Genomic DNA, 17,632 nt, shown 5'->3' with positions numbered 1-17,632 from the left:
GGCACTTGGCTGGCGCAGCGTTCAAGGAGAAAACGACATGCTCGATCATGCATTGAGTCAGTGGCTGGACACCCACGCACAGGCGCTGGACCTGGGTCAGTGCGACCCGCAGCAGGTGTTGTCGCAGTTGGCGACTGCCCAGGTGCTGCGGGTCGGCATCGATGAAGGACAGGGCGGCAGCGGCGGCGATCTTGCGGATGCGGTGGAAACCCTGGCGAGCGTGGCCAGCCATTCGTTGGCCGCTGCGTTTGTATTCTGGGGCCAGCGGGCCTTCATCGAGTACTTGTTGCACAGCCCGAATGCGTCACTGCGCGAGCGCTTGCTGCCGACATTGCTCAGCGGTGAACTGGCCGGCGCGACGGGTCTGTCCAATGCCATGAAGTACCTGTCGGGCATCGAGTCCCTGCAAGTCAGCGCCCGTCCTCAGGCCGATGGCTGGCGCCTGAACGGGCGCTTGCACTGGGTAACCAACTTGCGCAAAAGCGGTTTTGTGGTGGCCGCCGCAATCGAGCTGGAGGAGGGTGGTGCGCCGTTCATTCTGGCGATCCCGGATGGTTTGGCCGGGTTGCAACGCTCTGATGATTTGCAGTTGATGGGCTTGCAGTCCAGCAACACTGCAGCGCTGGATCTGCATCAGGTCGAGGTGGGTCGCGAGTGGTTGTTGCATGACGACGCGCGGAGCTTTCTGCCTGCCGTACGCCCGGCATTTTTGGGACTGCAATGTGGTTTGGCTATCGGCCTGGCGCGGTGTGCACTGGACGAAGTGCAAAGGCATTTGCAGGTTGGGCGTTCGATCCTCGCCGAGCCGTTGCAGGCGCAGCGCCAACAGTTGGAACAGGCGGTGGAAGAACTCAAAAGCGGTTTGCTCGATGGGCGTTTCCTGACGCAACCCGGTGCCTTGTTCCGGGTGCGTATCGCCCTCGCCGAATCCGCCGCCAGCGCCGTGCAACTGGAGTTACAGGCCAGTGGTGGCAAGGCCTATCTGAGTGAGCATGGCAGTGGCTTTGCACGGCGCTGGCGTGAGTCGGCATTCGTACCGATCGTTACGCCGAGCCTGGTGCAACTGCGCGCCGAACTGCAACGCCAGGCGCGGGATGCGGCGGCATGAGTGGCCCGGTGCTGCACGCTCGGCAGATCAGCCTGGGTTATCCGCGTGAGCAGGGTTGGCACACGGTACTGGAGGGCTTCGACCTGCAACTGATGCCAGGGGAAGTGGTGTCGATCCTCGGCCCCAGCGGCGTCGGCAAGTCGAGCCTGCTGCGCGTGCTGGCCGGTTTGCAGGCACCCCATGGTGGCAGCGTGAGCTTGTTGGGCGAGCCTTTGAGCGGTCCTCATCCGCGCGTGGCCGTCGCCTTTCAGGACCCCAGCCTGTTGCCCTGGCTGAGCCTGGAAAAGAACGTTGCCTTCGGCCTGGATTTCGCCCGGCAACCACAATTGAGCCTGGCCGAACGCACGGCGCGCATCGATCACGCGATCCGTGCCGTGGGCCTGCAACACGCTCGCGATCAGTACCCGGCGCAGTTGTCCGGCGGCATGGCCCAACGTACCGCGCTGGCCCGTTGCCTGGCGCGCCAGCCTCATGTGTTGCTGCTGGATGAACCCTTTGGGGCGCTGGACGAAGTCACCCGTGCCGACATGCAGGAGCTGCTGCTTCGGGTCATTGCCGAGCACAACACCGCTGCGGTGTTGATCACCCATGACATTGATGAAGCCCTGCTGCTTTCCGAGCGGATTCTGCTACTGGGTAACCGCCCGGCGCAGACCCTGGGCGAGTGGCGGATCGACTTGCCGCGGCCTCGCGCCGAGCTGGTCGAGGAACTGGGCGCACTGCGTATCGAGATTCTCAAAACCCTTCGGCGGGCGAGCCGCTCTTCCACAATCCAACCCTTGCCCGAACTGTCGGAGATTGACCATGTGCCTGGACGACTTCACTCACACACGTCGTGACTTCCTGAAACTCAGCGCCTTGCTGACCGCTGCTGGCGCCTTGCCGTTGCTCAACAGCTTGCAAGCGCGAGCAGCGGCCGAACCTGATGCGCCGGTACGCATCGGCTACTTGCCGATCACCGACGCCACGCCGTTGTTGGTGGCCCATAACAATGGCCTGTTTGAAGCCGAAGGCATCCAGGCGGAGCGTCCAGTGTTGTTGCGCAGTTGGGCGCAGGTGATCGAGGCGTTCATTTCCGGTCAGGTCAACGTGATTCACTTGTTGTCGCCCATGACGGTCTGGGCGCGGTATGGCAGCAAGGTGCCGGCCAAAGTGGTGGCCTGGAACCATGTCGGCGGTTCGGGCTTGACCGTGGCGCCGGGCATCACCGAAGTCAAACAGCTGGGCGGGCAGACGGTGGCGATTCCGTTCTGGTATTCGATTCATAACGTGGTGGTCCAGCAGCTGTTTCGCGACCACGGTCTGCAACCGGTGAGTCAATCCGCCAATAGCGTGGTGGCGCCGAACGAGGTCAATCTGGTGGTGTTGCCGCCGTCGGACATGCCGCCCGCGTTGGCGAGCAAGCGCATTGCCGGCTACATCGTTGCCGAACCGTTCAATGCGCTGGCTGAGGAACTCAAGGTCGGCCGCGTGCAACGTTTCACCGGCGACATCTGGCGCAATCACGCCTGTTGCGTGGTGTTCATGCATGAGCATGACTTGAACAACCGCCCCGAGTGGTCGCAGAAAGTGGTCAACGCTATCGTCAAGGCGCAACTCTGGACCCGTGAAAACAGGGCCGAGGCGGCTCAACTGCTGTCCAAGGACGGCGCCAACCGTTACACGCCTCACACCCCGCAAGTCCTCGGCCGGGTGTTGTCGCCCAGTGCGGCGGACCGTCAGGCTTACCTGGCCAGTGGCGCGATTCAACATGAGGCGTGGAATGATCCGCGCATCGATTTTCAGCCGTACCCGTTTCCTAGCTACACAGAGGCGTTGATCACACGACTGAAGGACACATTGATCCAGGGTGATCAGAGTTTTCTTGCGGCGCTGGACCCACAACACGCGGCCCGCGATCTGGTAGACGAACGCTTTGTGCGCAACAGCATCGCGGCGGTGGGTGGCTTGAAGGCATTCGGTTTGCCGGACAGCTTCGAGCGCAACGAGGAGTTCAGCCTCTGATGGGCAAGCGTTCTTCATTGATGCTGCAAGGGGCATTGGGTGTGGCGGGGCTGCTGTGCCTGTTGTCACTGTGGTGGCTGGGTATTCATCTGTTGGGTGACCCCGACGGGTTGTCTGCGCGGTTTTCCCCCGAGGCGACGTTGCTTAGCCTGGCCGAACTGCTGGTGCGGCCAGAGCTTTACGAGCATGTGCTGGTGAGCCTCAAGCGCATCCTTGTCGGCCTGTTGCTGGCGTTGTTGATCGGCGTGCCGTTGGGCCTGTTGATTGGCAGCTATCGTCATCTGGAGGCGGCGGCGACGCCGGCGTTTCAATTCCTGCGGATGATTTCGCCGTTGTCGTGGATGCCGGTGGTCGTGATGCTGATGGGCGTGGGTGACCAGCCCATCTATTTTCTGCTGGCGTTTGCTGCGGTGTGGCCAATTTTGCTCAACACTGTGGCGGGTGTCAGGCAGCTCGACCCGCGTTGGTTGCAACTGAGCCGCAGCCTCAGCGCCACACGGTGGGAGACATTGCGCAAGGTTATCCTGCCGGGAGTGCTGGGCCATGCGTTGACCGGCGTGCGGCTGTCCATCGGCATACTCTGGATTGTGTTGGTACCGTGCGAAATGCTCGGCGTCAGCGCAGGGCTCGGCTACTTCATCCTCGACACCCGCGATCGCCTCGCTTACTCGGAGTTAATGGCCATGGTGTTGCTCATCGGTGTACTGGGCTTCGCCCTCGATGCATTCGCCCGCGGACTCCATCAACGCTGGGTCCATGCACGGTAAATATTTTTTTGAAATCAAGGGGTTGCCAGCCTCATGAATTCAGTACATAATTCACGCCATCGAAAGCACTGACGTTTTAAAAATGTTAATGCTTTCAAGGAGTTAGAGCGCTAAAGTGCGTTTTTTCACCTGTTCAGGTTTGTATGCATTGGATGTTGCTTTATGGCATCGAATGTTTGGGGCCGAGTAGCAAAATGGTTATGCAGTGGATTGCAAATCCACCTACGCCGGTTCGATTCCGACCTCGGCCTCCACTATTAAAAGCCCGTAGATCAATGATCTACGGGCTTTTTCTTTGCCCAGAAAAAAGCATCGCTTCCACAACTATATCCATCGCTTCCACAACTAAGCATCATTTCGTCGGGCTCACGACCTCCCCAACGCGACGGTAAACCTTCTTCGTCATCTCCTCGGTCGAGTGCCCAAGCAGTCTGCTGGCCTTATTTATATCTTCAATTTCGCTGGCAGCCTTCGGGCGTATGTCTCGGAACTGAAACAGTCTGATACTTGCGGCTAGGGCAGTATCGCCACTCGCAGCCGCCTTCACCGCTGCGATTTCCCTGGCTTCGTCCCAGCGGTTGCGCAGCATCTGGTTGCTCATACGCAGTCCAGCCTTGTTTGTGATCAGGGTCGACGTCCTGATCCCGGCGTCAGCCTTCCTTTTCAAGAGAGCATCTAGGAATACGCTGAGCACTGAAGCCTCCTCGCCATCAAGTAGCCTGATTCGAAGCCGCTTCTGCGTCTTGCCTTGGCCTACCGATAGAAACCCATTGTTCAGGTCTGTGGAGGACGACTTCAGCACGTCGGCGGGGCGCTGGCCTGTGAGGTAGGCCAGATCCATAGCATCCTTGAGTTCCTGTGGGGCGACCTCGTAAACGGCGCTCCACACAACATCGCCGGCGTAGAAGTCGCGAGGGGTTTCCTTATTACGCCTCAAACCCGAGCAGGGATTGGCCTTGTCGGTCAGCCCCCACTCCCTGGCATAGGTCCAGACGGTTGAGAGTAGGGCCAGTTCGCGGTTCGCCCTGACTTTTGCTGTCCTGGTGTCGCGGTACTGCGCGATCTGCTGCGGTGTCATTGCGTCAACCGGGGCATCTTCAAACGCCTTCCTCAGCTGCTTCATGCCCTTCACATAGTCGTCCCTGGTCCCCTTTGTCAGGCCGGGCATGACCTTGCTTTCATAATCGTCGAACAGACGCCCCATCATGTGCGAGGGCAGTTGGGAACTGCCTTTCGGTCAAGGCGCGCCCATTCTATCTTCGCTTCATCAAGGTCGGTGCCCAGCGGTGTTTCGACTCTTTTCCCATCTGCGTTTTTACCGCAGTAGTAGTAGCAAACCACTACCTTACCGCTCTTCATTTCCCTTATTCGCCGAACCATCCGTGGCGGCAGATCAAGGTTGGCTGTCTTCTTTTTTCGCATTACTCAACTCACGCGCGACAGGTCTAATGTCCAGGCCTCAGCGACCGCATTCGTTGCTGAAGGCTTGACACCGGCAAGCTTCAGCCTGGCATAAACCCTTCCGACTACAGGCCTGCGGGCACCGGTTAGTGTGTACTCCCAGCCGTTGTTCGAAAGCCATCCGACTTGGCGTGATGGATATTGGTAGCCAGTAATGGCGACCAACTCTTCCTCGGCGAGAGTTTCAGTTTGAATTTCCATAAAATGCCCCATGCCGTACACAGCGGCAGAAGTTGATGAAAGCCCGAGCCGACCTACGCTGGCCGCACTTTCTGAATGATGTGAATGACGGCACAGCCGGTGGCGCAAAGCCAGATGGCGGTGCCGATTCCGGCGATAAGCAGGGCGTGTACCGAACCCTCATCGAACATCGGCGGCACTCCGTAGGCGAACCAGAGCCCGGTGATGACCAGGTAGAACAGGGCGGCCATGAGCAGGCCGAACAGCTTTATTGCGGGCATAGAGAATTCCTCGACCGCCGTTCACCGGCAGGCTGGTAGGTGGATTGTTGAAATTTGTTAAGGGAGCGAGATGAACGCCGCGGGTGAGCTATGGTTTCAGCGGTTCACCCGGCCTTATGACTCTTTACCGGTCCATGGATGGCGAGGTTGTAAGTGCGGGGTGGGTAGCTTTTATGGGGTCACCTCACGGCGAGCCCACCAGCAGACCGGGCCGTCATCAGTGTCGTGGATCGACAAGCAGAACCAGCCTTCGCCCTCGGGCCTTTCCGGCTCCCAGTAGCTGCAATCAGGGTCGCCGGATTCGAAGTAGCGATCCGAGACATCCGCGTCTGCAAACTCAAGGCTGACCATTCCGACGATCAGCCCCTGTTCGGCGATCCACTGCTTGCTCTTCCCTTCATCACCTTCCTCGAAATCCGGAAGATCGGGGTGCCAGAACATGCCGTTCTCATCGCGAACGACTGCGGCAGATTGAATCAAAACAGTTTCTTCAGGCATGACTTCGTCCTTACCGCTATAGCGGCTGACTTTGAAGGGGGAGGGAGTTACTGCGCTTCGCTATCGAGGATTGCGTTTGCAGCCTTGATAAACAGATCGCCGCGCTGGGCGCACTTCTTCGGGACGTGGTAGCGGAACCGGGTGTTGCTCGGGTAGTACTCGGCATGCGCCAGGCGGGTACAGACGGTCGCAGCGTCGTCGAGCGCGTGTTTGCGGATCGCCGCGCGTGTCCGCTCCCAGTTCGTCGACTTCTCAGCTTCGAGCGCATCAACGCGCTTTTGCAATCTGCTCTCGCGAGCCTTGGAATCTTCGAGGTGTCGTGCCAGGGTGCAGGCGAAGTCAGCTGCCAGTCGCTCGTTGATGTAGGTGGTGTAGTCATGACGCTTGAGCTGAGTCTTGAATAGGTGGGCGATGTAGTCGCGCCCACCTGCCGAGGTCGACAAGTCAAATTCGGTTTCAACGATTTGGCTTTCTGTGGGCATGAGGTGTCCTTTGCCGGTGTCGGCTACAGTTAGTAAGTCGTTCACAGGGAGTGGTGGAAAATGGCATGCATAATTTGCGGGGCCAGAGACATTGAAATTCTGTCAGCCGGCCACTTTGTGGAAAGGGACTGTCCAGAGTGCGGACATTACGGGGTGCCTAAGCAACTGGTCCAAGAAATGTTGTTGCGAAAACAGCGCTTTGATATTGAGCGCACCAGGACTTACTTGGCGATGCGAGCTGAAAACAAGCAGCCTCCATGGATAACTCCAGTCGATATCGCGAATCATCAGCTATTGGATGTCTCACTTGCTTGAAGCATTGCGCGGGCGGGGCTGACGCTCCGCTGGTTTTCCGCGGGCATGGGGCGTCCTATGCCGGGTCATGCCCGGGCGGTGGAGGGTAGTGAGGTTGGAGCGACCAGCTACAGTTGTTTGGTCATTCACAAGGAGTGGTAGAGATGGCTTGCCTAATTTGCAAAGAGCCTGCGGTAACCTACGAGTCAGGTGGCGACTGGCATGAGCGCAATTGCGTGGACTGCGGCCGATATAGGATTTCAAGAACACTGGTCGACACAATGGCCGGGCTAAAGCAGTCGTTCGATGTGGAGCGCACAAGAGCCTGGATTGCTTTGAACAAAGTCACACACTCATCACCACTCCTGTCGAGCTATGAGGCGGATAAACATAAGCTCCTTGTCTCCTGATTATCGTTATCAGGCGGGTTGCCGAGCGAGCCTGATTCCAATCCAGCGAACCACGGCGACAGCCTTGCTATTTCTTCCGTGCTGGTGCCTCGCCAGTTACGCGTCTATTGGGGGTGGATATGCGCATACCTAGACTAACGGCGTTGTCAGTTGCACTAATGCTCACCGCTTCAGCATTTGCTGATACAAAAGTGAATGTGAAATACGTAGAACCATGTGGATTTTCGATGGCGGGAAGGTGGGCGCACCTAGTGAATAGTGATACCCAAAAGGGTTACAAGGTTACCGTGAAGGAAACCTTCAGCCCTTGGGGCGGCGGCAAGCCAACCGAAACGATCCGCCCTTACAATATCAAGCGGGTAGGTGACATTAGTTTAGGTTGCAGCTTTGGTGATGATGCCCGCCCATACAAAAGCAGGTGGGAAGTTGTTAGTGAGACGCCCAACTGAGTTCGGGACTGCAGTCAGGCCCTGTGTACCTTGAAGTCGATCGTGGCGCTGGCGTTTTCGAAGCAGCCAGTCAGTTACTGATAGGTCCTGCCTGATAGCGGTAGCGTCTACCAAACAGCAGGTCACCCTTACGGGGGCATGGCTGCCACCGTGCTGGCAAGAAAGCCTCAGTAGCTAAAAGTGGTCACGCGGCTGGCGCAGAATCATGAAGCACATCCATCTGGGCCGCACCGTCGAGCCATGCCGCCGCAATCCGATGCTCAGCCATAGCGGCATAGTCTGGGTTGAGTTCGCAGAGTACTGACTTGCGACCCTCCTGCATGGCGACGACTGCTGTGGTCCCGGCGCCGCCGAATGGGTCGAGGACCACGCCGCCGCGCGGGGCCCCAGCCAAAACGCATGGTCGGATCAGGTCCGGCGGGAAGGTGGCGAAGTGGGCGCCCTTGAAGCTGTGGGTGGCCACTGTCCAAACGCTGCGCTTGTTTCGCTCCGTCGGCATTACGGCAAGGGCTGAGTTCATCGACTCGTTATCCTTGATCCTGCCACGGGCGCGGTCTTCACCATCAGTGCCATGACCCCAGCCGACCCCGTTCGATTTCCTGGCCACTGCCTTCATGTTGCCGTTGCTCTTGGCCCCGCCGTTGGCCCGACCACTGCCGATCTGCGCGAGAACATCTTGCTAAAGTCGGTTAAAGGCGCAATACTTGGTGACCCTAGCGCTGCAATCGTACAAGGGGGAAGTGGTCGGGGCGGCAGAGTGGGGGCCGGCCCGGATCGCTGCCGAGATGAAGGCTTTCTTCGGCGTGACGATCGATCCGAAGAACTGGGCGCGCGATTGGCTCGACCTATGGGAATCCCTGAAAGAAGTCATCAAGGAAGCGGATATTCAGGCGCAACAGCCGGTATGGCAGGTCATTCACGCGGAAAAAGAAGAAGAGGCGGCATAAACATATTGACGTGACGGGGAATTGCGCGTAATTTTCCCATAGTGCGCAATTCACGCAACACGCACACAAATTACCTGAACCCGGCCACCGAGCCGGGTTTTTCATTTGGGTTTCGTCTTTATTTGACTAAACCGTTGTACACCTCGGTGGATGCACCATCTTTCTTAATGATGAGCTTGTTCCCATCAGCCAGTGAGTCAACTGTTTCCGAGCAGCCGTCAATTGATGTCTTGCCGTCGACAGATTCTGTTTGGGTATCGAAGCTCACGGCGTAGGTCGTGGCAGGACAGCTGTTGCCGCCTTCGCCTGTAGAGATGACTAATACGAATTTATTGGGGCCAAATGCGTAGGCTTTTTCGATCCCAACATAGGTAGCGTACTCGGGCTCGTCGATCACTTGCGCCATGATATCCATGACGCCAGCGCGAGACTGGTAGTTGATTTCATGGCCGCTGATGGTAAATGGGCCAATTTTGTCACCCGAGATCAGTATTGGCTGATAAGCGATGCTGGGTGCTGGTGGGGCTAAATTCACAGGAGGTTTTGGATTAGCTGTGAGACTTGTTTGTGTGTTCGGGCTAGTGCACTGGCCGCTCTCACAGATGCGGTCGCCTTTGCAATCGGTATCCTTGGAACACTGCGCGGACACCTGGTTTGTCTGGCTGGTATTTTCTGCCGGTTTATCGCAAGCGGTGAGGGAGAGCGTGAGAAGCGAAAGTGCAAAAATACGCTTCATAAGCGAATTCCTTTTCATGGATGATGGCGTAACAGTATCGCCAATCGTTCCGCGAATGTCTTCAGGCCTTCGCCTCCCTCAGCAGCTGTTATCTAGGCTCTGTACGAAAAGTAATGTCGCAAACACCGCATGGCACAAGCCAGTGAGACCATCGCTGCATAACTTTTCGCGAGTTTGTCGAAGCGCGTAACGATGCGGCGGTTTTCCTTCAGCCACCCGAACATGCGCTCAATGATGTTGCGCTGCCGGTACTTGGGGCGATCAAACAGTCTTGGCAAGCCCGGCTTCGGCTTGCGCTTCATGCTGCGCAGCGGGATTACCGGCTGCATCCGATAACGATCGCAGTAGCGGCGCAGGGCTTCGGCGTCATAGCCCTTGTCGGCCAGCAACCAGCGGCAGCGCTTGCGGGGACGACCGCGCAGGCCCTGGAATGTAAGCCTCATCCAGCAACGGTTGGGCATAAGCGATATCACTTGCTTGCCCACCTGATAATAGAAAGCGCAGCGGCACGCCATTGGCATCACACAGCATGTGAATCTTGGTCGTCAGGCCGCCCCGACTGCGCCCGAGTGCATGGTCTTGCGGTTCTTCAGGCCCCCTTTTTTCCCGGCGCCTGATGAGGCTCGGGTTGCACGAACAGCAGTGGAGTCGATCATCCAGGTTTCCAGATCGATCAAGCCTTGCTCGTTCAATCGGATGTGAAGTCGCTTGAGCATCTGGTCGAAAGACCCGCGATTACGCCAGTCGCGAAAGCGTTGATACACCGTTGACCACGGGCCGAAGCGCTCGGGCATGTCACGCCAGGCGGTTCCTGAGCAGAGCACCCATAGCACGCCGTTGAGCATCAGCCGATCATCTGCCCGTGGGCGTCCGTTTCGGCGGGGTTCACTGAAGATGTCTGCAACCAGATCCCAGGCTGCGTCGGGGAGTTCGTACCGTTTGGCCATCGTGGGCTCCTGCCTTTGATGGACGCGGACTCTACTGATTCCTGACGTTTGTGGGAGTCAAATGAGTTTCGGCGGATTTCGTACAGAGCCTAGGCTCTGTACGAAAATTGCCTGCGTGTCGATCATGCTGCGTTAAAAACAGGCTCGGAATGCTCATTTACAACCCGTAAACTCCGCTTCCTCGCCTGTTTTTGCCTTGCCTGATCGCCACTCGGCGACTTTTCGTACAGACCCTAGCAATCTAAAGTTTAACCACTTGCCGGCCCCGCAGGCCTGAAGCGTTGCGGGCAGAGTGGAAAGATACGCACACCTATTTCAAGGCCTCGCCATCGTGCGGGGCCTTTTCATTTCCGGAGTATCAAAATGGCAGAACCAGCATCTACAGCTGCGGCTGCGCTCATCGCGAAGTACGGCGTAGCTGTGGCTGGTTTCGCGGGCGCTTGTGTATCGCTGACCCTGTTGCAGGGCCTGACGCGTAAGCAGGCATTCTGGGCGGTGGCCACCGGCTTCCTGTCGGCAATCTTCACCACACCGCTTGCCGTCCACTACTTCGGACTTCCACCAGACGGCGACACCCAGAACGGTGTGGCCTTTCTGATTGGCCTGTTGGCGATGAACATCATCCCCGGCCTCAAGGCGCTGGCTGGAAAGTTCGGCGTAACCGGGAGTGCCTGATCATGAATCCTATTTTGGGAGGCGTAGACGCCTTTCTGTGCGTGCTGGTGGTGATTGCCTCGATTGATTACTTGCGCCGTGTACGCCCGATCGAGCAACCGATGCTCAGCATCTCGTTCTACCTGGTGGCCATCGGTGCGTTCGGTGATTTCGCCACGGCGATCCAGGGGCACTACGTGAGCCCGTTCACCGTGATGATCCATGCCGGTGTGGTGGCGTATGCCTGGGCGAGGCGTGGGCATGTGTTTGAAGTGGCGCGCTGAGTCGCGACACGTTTTGCGAATTATCAAATCGTGTCGCGACATTGGAGCAAGTCATGAAAGTAATCGTCAGCAAGCTGCTGGGATCGGCCGAGGTCGAGTTCCTGCGTGATGGTGTGGTCGTTCATCGTGAGCGGTTCGAAGGCAAGACCAACTCGAGCTACGCCAGAACCATTCGAACCAGTGAGGCGTTCGACACCCATCGCTGTCGCTTCGTGACTGCCGCGCCTGCAAATCAGGCTTTCGCGTATGAGGTGGTGGCATGAGCAACGTCACCCGACTGCACCACGCGCTGCCGCTGAGTCCTGAGATCCAGTCCGCAGTGAATGCTCTGGATATCGCCATCGCCAAGGCGGTAGGTGCTGCCAAGGCTGCCGGCCTGCCTCAGGGGCTGGTCGTATCTCTCTTGCACGGGCACGCCCAAGTGCAGACCAACATCATGGTGAGCTGAACTTTTCAAAGCTCTGGATTGATCTGTCAGTACCAGCTACTTTGAGATTTCACGCAAGGAGTTCGGACATGGCAGATAAATATGTTGGAAAAATAGTTGGGGTTGGCACGGATAACTTGGACTACGTGATTAACATCTATCAGGACGAGACCGTTGAGCGCTCGCCAAACGGCATGGTTCGACATGAAGGCCTGAAGCATTTCGAAATGCGATTTGGTGGTGCCGTGAATAAGATTTCCGAAACTGAGTACGAGATTGTGTCTACGGGGATGAGGGTCACTGTGCATGATGGTCAACGCTAAGAGGGTCGGCCTTTCATGCGAGCACTTGGAATAGGGGGCGCATGGCAGGCCAGATTAATCACTGAGCATGCATGTCGTTCAGACGCTTGCACTCTTTGTATGCGGTATCTTCATCGTCGTACGGTTCTCCGAAGTAATCTCCCGTTCATGTATCCGCTATCCGAAAGCAAACTGCCAAGAGAGAGCCGGTCTAAAGGTTCGCCGTGGCGCCTACCTTGAACCACTGCGTCAATCCTTGACTTGCGCGGAACTGCATAATTCTCCGGCATAGCTCTGTCTCCTGCATTGAGTTAACTCCTGCCAGTTCTGGCAAGCCCCCACCATTTCAAGCACAAGGTGACCCATGGATAGGCCGTACGGTATCGAGATTGGCGAATCCACTCCAGGCGATGAGGATGAGCAGGCGGAACTGTTGCCGGCCTTGAGGGCATGGAAGAGCTACAAGTTCGCCCTGGGCAAGGTCACCGGCCAAGCGGTTTGGCCGGCGGCACCCACCTGGCCAGCCGAACCGGCCGCGCCCGACATCAGCGCTTCGCCGCAGCTCAATGCCGTTGACCTGACGTAACCGACCCGTAACCGAACCCCACGCCCGCCTTTGAGCGGGTTTTTTATGCCTGGAGAACAGTATGCCGATCACCGAAACGCGCGGAGTGCGCAACCAAAACCCCGGAAACATCGATTACAGCCCGCGTAACGCCTGGCAGGGCCAGCTCGGCCTGGAAGTCGGCGTGCCGAAACCACGCTTTGCCCGCTTCGACAGCGCCGAGAACGGCATTCGTGCCCTAGGCAAGCTGCTGCTGACCTACCAGCGCAAGCACCAGTTGAAGACCGTGGCGGCGCTCATCGGCCGCTGGGCGCCGACCAACGAGAACAACACGGCGGCGTATGTGCGCGCCGTCGAAGCGAGCACCGGCACCCGGCCGGGCGCTGAAGTCGACTTGACCACCTCGGCGGTGATGCAGGGCTTCGTCAAGGCGATCATTCGCCATGAAAACGCCGGGTACGCCTATCCGGAGCCGGTACTGCTGGAAGGGGTGCGCAGGGCGCTGCTGTGAATGCCGGGGCGTGGCGGCTGGTCGGCGTGGTCGTGCTGGTGGGGTGTTCCGTTTTTTCCACATGGAAAGTGGACGCCTGGCGCTATGGGAAACAGTTGGCAGATCTGAATCTTGCCCACCAGTCCGATCTGACCGCTATTGGCAACGCCGCGAACACCCAAACCCGTCAGGCACTGGAGAAGCAGCAGGCTGCCGAGCAGGCTCGGGCCGACAACGATGCCAAAGCAACCAAGGAGAAAGCCAGTGATCTCGCTGAAAACGAAAGGCTACGCCGTGCTGCTGACGACTCTGCTCGCAGGCTGCGCATCGCGGGCAGTTGTAGTGCCGGTGGCGGCGACGTGTCCGGTACCACCAGCACCGCCAGCTTGGGCAATGCAGTCACCATCGAACTCGCTCCAACTGCTGGACGAACTGTTTTCGATATCCGCGCCGGGATTATCGCCGACCAAGCTGCCCTAAGGGGGTTGCAGCGGTACGTGCAGGAGGTGTGTCGGTAGGGGAGGAAGCAAAAAGCCCGGCGCGGGGCTGTGCCATAAACTTAGTCTGGCAAGGAGAACGAAATTCTCTCGGGCATCCCACGATCTGACTTTTTCAGATAGTTGATCGATAGTCGATCATTTTTCCGAATGTTTTTTGCCCTCGAATAACTAGCATTGAGAAGCACCGCTATAGTCTTGCCCCCGAGTGTCCGGCCACAATCACTGTCAGCGCGAGCAGCGGCTGATGCCGCCTGAACAGCGAACTGGAATCGCATTACCTCCCGCTCTATCTCGTGCCCCTGACCGTTTCGCAAGTACGAGGGTTTGATCTTAGGCTCTGAGACAACGACACCATCAAGAGTGCACTGCATCACATAGGATGCGTTGGCTGCACCTGTGAATAGAAAGCAGAAAGGTAGAAGTTTTCGTAGCAACAAAATTTAACTCCCCATTAAGCCTAGCGTCTACATCGACAAGGTTGCTGAGTTCGCTTTAGGTTCGTGAGGCGTATGGTGAACCCCTATAGATTTCTGCCCACCTTAGACCACCGATTAGCAGCAAGCAAAGCTGATGCCCGCAGCGCGAAGGTGGTGCTGGCCGGGTGCGCATCCGGGAGCCGGAGGTGCGGACCATCCGCGTAGAGGTACCAGTGCAAGTACTGTGCAGGGTGTCGGCGGTTCCGGTGCCAGTCTGGGCTACTGATGGCCTCAAGAAGGCCGACAGCCTGGAGCTGAAGGTGCGTGCGCTCCTGGCAGAGCGTCGGCAGAGGATCGGGTACGAGCGGGTGTTGGTGGCAGCGGTTGGTGCGTGCCAGTGATGGCAGATGCCGACTAAAGCCGGAGCAGGGGAGTGACGTGTGAGCAGGCCTATGATGGCCTGAGGAAGTGAGACCAAGTCGTGCAGAAACAAGAAGCCCGGCGCTGGGCCGGGCTGATAATTATATGACGCTTACAAGGTACTTAAGTTGTTTTTTGTATCGCTCTCATAGCTCTATTACAAATCCAAATTTAACTAATACTGATAAGCTTGTGCCACTGCTGGTTGAAGGTGATTCGTTTTCCCAAAGGATAGTTCCCTCAGTGTCTTCTTTTGTATTGTCATCGCTTGTGCTAAGGGAGCATGTATTTGTAGCTCCTGATTTCCAAGGCACATCCCATGATGCTTTTACCCATCTGCCAGGAAGGCCTTCAATTTCATAAATAATATAACCCTCTGTACCTGAGGAGGTGTTATCCCTGCCTTGAGCAACTAAGACTTGAACTGTTTTTTTTGGGGGGGACTTTAATTATATGGGGGCTCGTCTCTCTCCCCCAGTCAAAATGAATACTTTGAAAGATTAGTGTTTTGGTTTTTGATTGATTGGCAATGTTTAGATAAAATTTTTCAGATGCGCCCATTATATAGCTCTCCGGTTGCTTTAGAATGAGTTGTTGTTATTTTTTGTCGCAGGTATTAAGCGCTCGTGATTAATATTCTCCTGCGTGGAGATAATGCTATTGATCTGGTCGCCAGTGGTAATGGAAGTGCCGCAGTCTAGGAACTTCCATAGAAGTAGCGTTCCTTGCTGGTTTGTTTGGTTTGGCCTAGTTGTCGATTGTTTCGAGTTCTAAGCTGATCTTTTTTTTTGAAGTTTATAGTCTCAGTTGCGCGATGGAAGTGCGGTGCAGATTTCGTGCTTCTCTCAGATTGAGGATTCGTTTGGTGAGTGCGGGGGCTCTAAGCTGGGCTCCAGCAACGAAACAAACACTAGAAAAGAATCAATCATGAAGATTACCGCCTGTCGGAACGGACATTTTGGAAGCTGTGCGGGTTAGGGGGCGAAGATGTGTTCGGCCGGCAGGACGCCGGGGGTGGGTGTGAGCTGTACCGATCCTGCGTCTTTCAGGAGGGGGCTCAAAGCCCCCCCTGAAGCCCTTTAAGGCCCCAAGCCAAAAACGCGTGAGCATCCACACCGGCATGTTCAGTCAGGAGGAAGCCAAGTACGCCAACGGTGTGGTGGTCGACCTGCCGTACCCGACCGACGACGTGCGGCTGCTGACTCGGGCGGCGGTCGATGCGCTTGAGCATGTCTTCAGGCCTGGCTTCAATTACAGCAAGGCTGAGGTCATGCTGCTGAACCTGTGCCAGCCGGGCGAATTCACGGAGGACCTGTTTGCCGCATCGCAGCCTGGTGCTTCGACCAAGCTGATGGGCGTGCTGGATCAGGTTAACGGCCGCTGGGGCAGGGGGACGCTTCGCTCTGCCAGCGTGCCGAGCCATCCGGATTGGGCCATGCGACGTGAAATGATGAGTCAGAGCTATACGACTCGGCTTGATCAGTTGTGGCAGGTTTCATGCCGGTAGGCGTAAGGCAGAGTGGGGGCTATGCACGCTCTACGTTGCGATCCAAAGCTGACGGTGGCGACAGGCAGTAATCGGCCAACCGTGGACGTTCACTAATCACCGCTTTCGCCCCGGACTCTGATTTTTCATAGAAAAATACCGAACAGAAGCGATCATTCAGAGCGCAAATTGCTGCAGCCCATGCTGGATTTTTTTGCAAAGAAAAAAGACTCCCCAGCCAATTTCCTCTTTACCTGTCTATAACTTCATAGTTTATGGTTCACGCCATGGAACGAGGGAAAGGTCATGTATCGCATTTCCGAACTGGCACTAAAGGTGGGCTTGAGCCGTTCTACGCTGCTCTATTACGAGAAGTTAGGGCTGATCTCATCCAAGCGGCAGGCCAATGGTTATCGGGCGTACTCAGAACATGACCTGCAGCAGCTAAAGCTACTGCAGCAACTGCAAGCCGGTGGGCTGACTTTAAAAGAGTGCCAGGCCTGTCTGGATACGCGCATCGACAGGTCATTGTTAGTTGAGCGCTTGCAGGCGTTGGAGCAAGAGATTGCGGAAAAACAGCGATCCAGAGATCTGCTCGCCGCAATGCTGGGGAAGGCCTCTATGCGCGACTGGCACCAAGCGTTGGAGAATCAGGCACCGGGGGCGCATTTGGCCTGGTTGCTGAAACAAGGCTTCAACGAAAAGCAGGCATTACGCTTGAAGTGGTTATCAAGGGACATGAACGAACATGATCATTACATGGCCGATTTCGAGCGAATTTTTGATGGGTTGGATCGCCTGGGGCCGGGCTCTATTGAAGATACATTAGAAGCCCTCGGTGCCTTACCCATTGTGCCGCAGAGCCTACTGGACATCGGCTGCGGCCGAGGTCTGAGCACGCTGTTGTTGGCAACACATACCCAAGGGCCTGGTTACCGCTCTGGACAATGATGAGCACAGCCTGGCCCGACTGAGGGAAGCGGTCACTGCCAATGCATTGGATCTTCGCGTCCGGCTACTGTGCGCCAGCATGACCGAACTGCCGTTTGAACGTAGTTCATTTGATACCGTCTGGGCCGAGGGTAGTGCTTACATCATGGGCTTTGGCAGCGCCCTGAAAAGCTGGAGACCGTTTATTAAGCCGGAAGGGTTTCTGGTGGTGAGTGATTTGATCTGGTTCACCGATCAGCCCCATTCTGAAGTGTTATCGTTCTGGCAAAAAAACTACCCTGACATGACAACACTTGAGCGTCGAGTGTCAGGTATCAACTCATTGGGCTATCAAGTCCTGCACAGTTTCCCTTTGAGTCTCCATGCTTGGGAAAACTACTTGGCGCCGTTGCGTGAAAAGATTGCCGAGTTGTCCGCAGAAAGCTTTTCCTCAAAAGCTCTAACAGACATCAAGGACGAGATTGATATCCATGACCGCTTCTTGGATGACTATGGCTATCAGTTTTTCATCTTGCAGAAAAACAGCGCCTAGCGTCGGCACATACTCACTGCGCCCTGACATTTTTGGGTCGA

The 17,632-nt window shown here is 56.8% G+C and carries 22 protein-coding genes, 1 tRNA gene and 5 pseudogenes; 18 read left to right on the top strand and 10 right to left on the bottom strand.

Features of this window, described 5'->3' with window-relative positions; genetic code table 11:
* Window positions 1-37 precede the first annotated feature (37 nt).
* The 5 genes from AABM54_RS15020 (at window position 38) to AABM54_RS15000 (ending at window position 4,133) form a co-directional block, all read left to right on the top strand.
* Complete coding sequence (locus tag AABM54_RS15020; protein WP_347900774.1) at window positions 38-1,108, top strand: acyl-CoA dehydrogenase family protein; 1,071 nt, start codon at window positions 38-40, stop codon at window positions 1,106-1,108.
* Window positions 1,105-1,947 carry an ABC transporter ATP-binding protein gene (locus AABM54_RS15015; RefSeq protein ID WP_347900773.1) on the top strand — a complete coding sequence of 281 codons (843 nt, stop codon included), beginning with the start codon at window positions 1,105-1,107 and terminating at the stop codon, window positions 1,945-1,947. Before AABM54_RS15020 ends, AABM54_RS15015 begins: the two co-directional genes overlap by 4 nt.
* Window positions 1,913-3,112: an ABC transporter substrate-binding protein gene (locus tag AABM54_RS15010; RefSeq protein ID WP_347900772.1), complete on the top strand. Its 1,200-nt coding sequence runs from the start codon at window positions 1,913-1,915 to the stop codon at window positions 3,110-3,112. The genes AABM54_RS15015 and AABM54_RS15010 overlap by 35 nt, the downstream gene beginning before the upstream one ends.
* A complete protein-coding gene (locus AABM54_RS15005; protein WP_347900771.1) occupies window positions 3,112-3,879 on the top strand; it encodes an ABC transporter permease in 768 nt (255 codons plus the stop codon). The genes AABM54_RS15010 and AABM54_RS15005 overlap by 1 nt, the downstream gene beginning before the upstream one ends.
* A gap of 180 nt (window positions 3,880-4,059) precedes the next feature.
* Window positions 4,060-4,133: transfer RNA gene (locus AABM54_RS15000), tRNA-Cys, on the top strand.
* Between the two features lie 98 nt (window positions 4,134-4,231).
* Here the strand turns inward: AABM54_RS15000 and AABM54_RS14995 are convergent.
* The 5 genes and pseudogenes from AABM54_RS14995 to AABM54_RS14975 form a co-directional block, all read right to left on the bottom strand.
* Window positions 4,232-5,301 (bottom strand): annotated as a pseudogene (locus tag AABM54_RS14995) (tyrosine-type recombinase/integrase).
* 3 nt (window positions 5,302-5,304) lie between these two features.
* Window positions 5,305-5,541: a DUF4224 domain-containing protein gene (locus AABM54_RS14990; protein WP_347900770.1), complete on the bottom strand. Its 237-nt coding sequence runs from the start codon at window positions 5,539-5,541 to the stop codon at window positions 5,305-5,307.
* Window positions 5,542-5,594: 53 nt separating this feature from the next.
* Window positions 5,595-5,801, bottom strand: a complete 207-nt coding sequence (locus AABM54_RS14985) for a hypothetical protein (RefSeq protein ID WP_347900769.1) — start codon at window positions 5,799-5,801, stop codon at window positions 5,595-5,597.
* 171 nt (window positions 5,802-5,972) lie between these two features.
* A complete protein-coding gene (locus tag AABM54_RS14980; RefSeq protein ID WP_347900768.1) occupies window positions 5,973-6,299 on the bottom strand; it encodes a hypothetical protein in 327 nt (108 codons plus the stop codon).
* Between the two features lie 47 nt (window positions 6,300-6,346).
* Window positions 6,347-6,781, bottom strand: a complete 435-nt coding sequence (locus AABM54_RS14975; protein WP_347900767.1) for a hypothetical protein — start codon at window positions 6,779-6,781, stop codon at window positions 6,347-6,349.
* 955 nt (window positions 6,782-7,736) lie between these two features.
* Here AABM54_RS14975 and AABM54_RS14970 point away from each other — a divergent pair.
* Window positions 7,737-7,934, top strand: a complete 198-nt coding sequence (locus AABM54_RS14970; RefSeq protein WP_347900766.1) for a hypothetical protein — start codon at window positions 7,737-7,739, stop codon at window positions 7,932-7,934.
* 184 nt (window positions 7,935-8,118) lie between these two features.
* Here the strand turns inward: AABM54_RS14970 and AABM54_RS14965 are convergent.
* Window positions 8,119-8,622 (bottom strand): annotated as a pseudogene (locus tag AABM54_RS14965) (DNA methyltransferase); the annotation flags it as partial.
* Here AABM54_RS14965 and AABM54_RS14960 point away from each other — a divergent pair.
* Window positions 8,621-8,881 (top strand): annotated as a pseudogene (locus AABM54_RS14960) (hypothetical protein); the annotation flags it as partial. The pseudogenes AABM54_RS14965 and AABM54_RS14960 sit on opposite strands and share 2 nt — an antisense overlap.
* Before the next feature lie 118 nt (window positions 8,882-8,999).
* Here the strand turns inward: AABM54_RS14960 and AABM54_RS14955 are convergent.
* The 3 genes from AABM54_RS14955 to AABM54_RS14945 all read right to left on the bottom strand — a co-directional run bounded on the left by AABM54_RS14955 (window position 9,000) and on the right by AABM54_RS14945 (window position 10,564).
* On the bottom strand, window positions 9,000-9,617 hold the full coding sequence (locus tag AABM54_RS14955) for a hypothetical protein (RefSeq protein WP_347900765.1): 618 nt from the start codon (window positions 9,615-9,617) through the stop codon (window positions 9,000-9,002).
* Between the two features lie 92 nt (window positions 9,618-9,709).
* Complete coding sequence (locus AABM54_RS14950) at window positions 9,710-10,078, bottom strand: transposase (protein WP_347900764.1); 369 nt, start codon at window positions 10,076-10,078, stop codon at window positions 9,710-9,712.
* Between the two features lie 84 nt (window positions 10,079-10,162).
* Window positions 10,163-10,564: an IS5 family transposase gene (locus AABM54_RS14945; protein WP_347900763.1), complete on the bottom strand. Its 402-nt coding sequence runs from the start codon at window positions 10,562-10,564 to the stop codon at window positions 10,163-10,165.
* Window positions 10,565-10,927: 363 nt separating this feature from the next.
* Here AABM54_RS14945 and AABM54_RS14940 point away from each other — a divergent pair, with 363 nt between their 5' ends.
* The 8 genes from AABM54_RS14940 to AABM54_RS14905 all read left to right on the top strand — a co-directional run bounded on the left by AABM54_RS14940 (window position 10,928) and on the right by AABM54_RS14905 (window position 13,804).
* The gene (locus AABM54_RS14940) at window positions 10,928-11,239 is read left to right on the top strand and encodes a peptidase M48, Ste24p (RefSeq protein WP_347900762.1); all 312 of its coding nucleotides are present in this window, start codon (window positions 10,928-10,930) and stop codon (window positions 11,237-11,239) included.
* A gap of 2 nt (window positions 11,240-11,241) precedes the next feature.
* Window positions 11,242-11,502, top strand: coding sequence for a hypothetical protein (locus AABM54_RS14935; protein WP_347900761.1), 261 nt, complete (start codon window positions 11,242-11,244; stop codon window positions 11,500-11,502).
* Window positions 11,503-11,555: 53 nt separating this feature from the next.
* On the top strand, window positions 11,556-11,765 hold the full coding sequence (locus AABM54_RS14930) for a hypothetical protein (protein WP_347900760.1): 210 nt from the start codon (window positions 11,556-11,558) through the stop codon (window positions 11,763-11,765).
* The gene (locus AABM54_RS14925) at window positions 11,762-11,950 is read left to right on the top strand and encodes a hypothetical protein (RefSeq protein WP_347900759.1); all 189 of its coding nucleotides are present in this window, start codon (window positions 11,762-11,764) and stop codon (window positions 11,948-11,950) included. Before AABM54_RS14930 ends, AABM54_RS14925 begins: the two co-directional genes overlap by 4 nt.
* Before the next feature lie 68 nt (window positions 11,951-12,018).
* On the top strand, window positions 12,019-12,252 hold the full coding sequence (locus tag AABM54_RS14920; protein WP_347900758.1) for a hypothetical protein: 234 nt from the start codon (window positions 12,019-12,021) through the stop codon (window positions 12,250-12,252).
* 343 nt (window positions 12,253-12,595) lie between these two features.
* A complete protein-coding gene (locus tag AABM54_RS14915) occupies window positions 12,596-12,817 on the top strand; it encodes a hypothetical protein (protein WP_347900757.1) in 222 nt (73 codons plus the stop codon).
* A gap of 61 nt (window positions 12,818-12,878) precedes the next feature.
* Window positions 12,879-13,307, top strand: coding sequence for a structural protein (locus AABM54_RS14910; RefSeq protein ID WP_347900756.1), 429 nt, complete (start codon window positions 12,879-12,881; stop codon window positions 13,305-13,307).
* Window positions 13,304-13,804, top strand: a complete 501-nt coding sequence (locus tag AABM54_RS14905; RefSeq protein WP_347900755.1) for a lysis system i-spanin subunit Rz — start codon at window positions 13,304-13,306, stop codon at window positions 13,802-13,804. The genes AABM54_RS14910 and AABM54_RS14905 overlap by 4 nt, the downstream gene beginning before the upstream one ends.
* A gap of 964 nt (window positions 13,805-14,768) precedes the next feature.
* On the opposite strand, the pseudogene AABM54_RS26910 reads toward AABM54_RS14905, so the two are convergent.
* A pseudogene (locus AABM54_RS26910) lies at window positions 14,769-15,041 on the bottom strand (aegerolysin family protein); the annotation flags it as partial.
* Between the two features lie 674 nt (window positions 15,042-15,715).
* Between AABM54_RS26910 and AABM54_RS14900 the strand changes: the two are divergent.
* The 3 genes and pseudogenes from AABM54_RS14900 to AABM54_RS14890 form a co-directional block, all read left to right on the top strand.
* Window positions 15,716-16,129, top strand: a pseudogene (locus tag AABM54_RS14900) (DUF4113 domain-containing protein); the annotation flags it as partial.
* Window positions 16,130-16,414: 285 nt separating this feature from the next.
* A complete protein-coding gene (locus AABM54_RS14895; RefSeq protein WP_347900754.1) occupies window positions 16,415-17,059 on the top strand; it encodes a MerR family transcriptional regulator in 645 nt (214 codons plus the stop codon).
* Complete coding sequence (locus AABM54_RS14890) at window positions 17,025-17,591, top strand: class I SAM-dependent methyltransferase (RefSeq protein ID WP_347906210.1); 567 nt, start codon at window positions 17,025-17,027, stop codon at window positions 17,589-17,591. Before AABM54_RS14895 ends, AABM54_RS14890 begins: the two co-directional genes overlap by 35 nt.
* The last annotated feature ends 41 nt before the right edge of the window (window positions 17,592-17,632 follow it).

It is taken from the genome of Pseudomonas purpurea (assembly GCF_039908635.1).
Classification (GTDB): domain Bacteria; phylum Pseudomonadota; class Gammaproteobacteria; order Pseudomonadales; family Pseudomonadaceae; genus Aquipseudomonas; species Aquipseudomonas purpurea.
This window is presented reverse-complemented; position numbering and strand designations above follow the sequence as displayed.

Excerpts from the sequence above, each read along its gene's own strand:
- AABM54_RS15020 (WP_347900774.1), top strand. The coding sequence starts at position 38 with ATGCTCGATCATGCATTGAGTCAGTGGCTGGACACCCACGCACAGGCG.
- AABM54_RS15015 (WP_347900773.1), top strand. The coding sequence starts at position 1,105 with ATGAGTGGCCCGGTGCTGCACGCTCGGCAGATCAGCCTGGGTTATCCG.
- AABM54_RS15010 (WP_347900772.1), top strand. The coding sequence starts at position 1,913 with ATGTGCCTGGACGACTTCACTCACACACGTCGTGACTTCCTGAAACTC.
- AABM54_RS15005 (WP_347900771.1), top strand. The coding sequence starts at position 3,112 with ATGGGCAAGCGTTCTTCATTGATGCTGCAAGGGGCATTGGGTGTGGCG.
- AABM54_RS14990 (WP_347900770.1), bottom strand. The coding sequence starts at position 5,541 with ATGGAAATTCAAACTGAAACTCTCGCCGAGGAAGAGTTGGTCGCCATT.
- AABM54_RS14985 (WP_347900769.1), bottom strand. The coding sequence starts at position 5,801 with ATGCCCGCAATAAAGCTGTTCGGCCTGCTCATGGCCGCCCTGTTCTAC.
- AABM54_RS14980 (WP_347900768.1), bottom strand. The coding sequence starts at position 6,299 with ATGCCTGAAGAAACTGTTTTGATTCAATCTGCCGCAGTCGTTCGCGAT.
- AABM54_RS14975 (WP_347900767.1), bottom strand. The coding sequence starts at position 6,781 with ATGCCCACAGAAAGCCAAATCGTTGAAACCGAATTTGACTTGTCGACC.
- AABM54_RS14955 (WP_347900765.1), bottom strand. The coding sequence starts at position 9,617 with ATGAAGCGTATTTTTGCACTTTCGCTTCTCACGCTCTCCCTCACCGCT.
- AABM54_RS14950 (WP_347900764.1), bottom strand. The coding sequence starts at position 10,078 with ATGCCCAACCGTTGCTGGATGAGGCTTACATTCCAGGGCCTGCGCGGT.
- AABM54_RS14945 (WP_347900763.1), bottom strand. The coding sequence starts at position 10,564 with ATGGCCAAACGGTACGAACTCCCCGACGCAGCCTGGGATCTGGTTGCA.
- AABM54_RS14940 (WP_347900762.1), top strand. The coding sequence starts at position 10,928 with ATGGCAGAACCAGCATCTACAGCTGCGGCTGCGCTCATCGCGAAGTAC.
- AABM54_RS14935 (WP_347900761.1), top strand. The coding sequence starts at position 11,242 with ATGAATCCTATTTTGGGAGGCGTAGACGCCTTTCTGTGCGTGCTGGTG.
- AABM54_RS14930 (WP_347900760.1), top strand. The coding sequence starts at position 11,556 with ATGAAAGTAATCGTCAGCAAGCTGCTGGGATCGGCCGAGGTCGAGTTC.
- AABM54_RS14925 (WP_347900759.1), top strand. The coding sequence starts at position 11,762 with ATGAGCAACGTCACCCGACTGCACCACGCGCTGCCGCTGAGTCCTGAG.
- AABM54_RS14920 (WP_347900758.1), top strand. The coding sequence starts at position 12,019 with ATGGCAGATAAATATGTTGGAAAAATAGTTGGGGTTGGCACGGATAAC.
- AABM54_RS14915 (WP_347900757.1), top strand. The coding sequence starts at position 12,596 with ATGGATAGGCCGTACGGTATCGAGATTGGCGAATCCACTCCAGGCGAT.
- AABM54_RS14910 (WP_347900756.1), top strand. The coding sequence starts at position 12,879 with ATGCCGATCACCGAAACGCGCGGAGTGCGCAACCAAAACCCCGGAAAC.
- AABM54_RS14895 (WP_347900754.1), top strand. The coding sequence starts at position 16,415 with ATGTATCGCATTTCCGAACTGGCACTAAAGGTGGGCTTGAGCCGTTCT.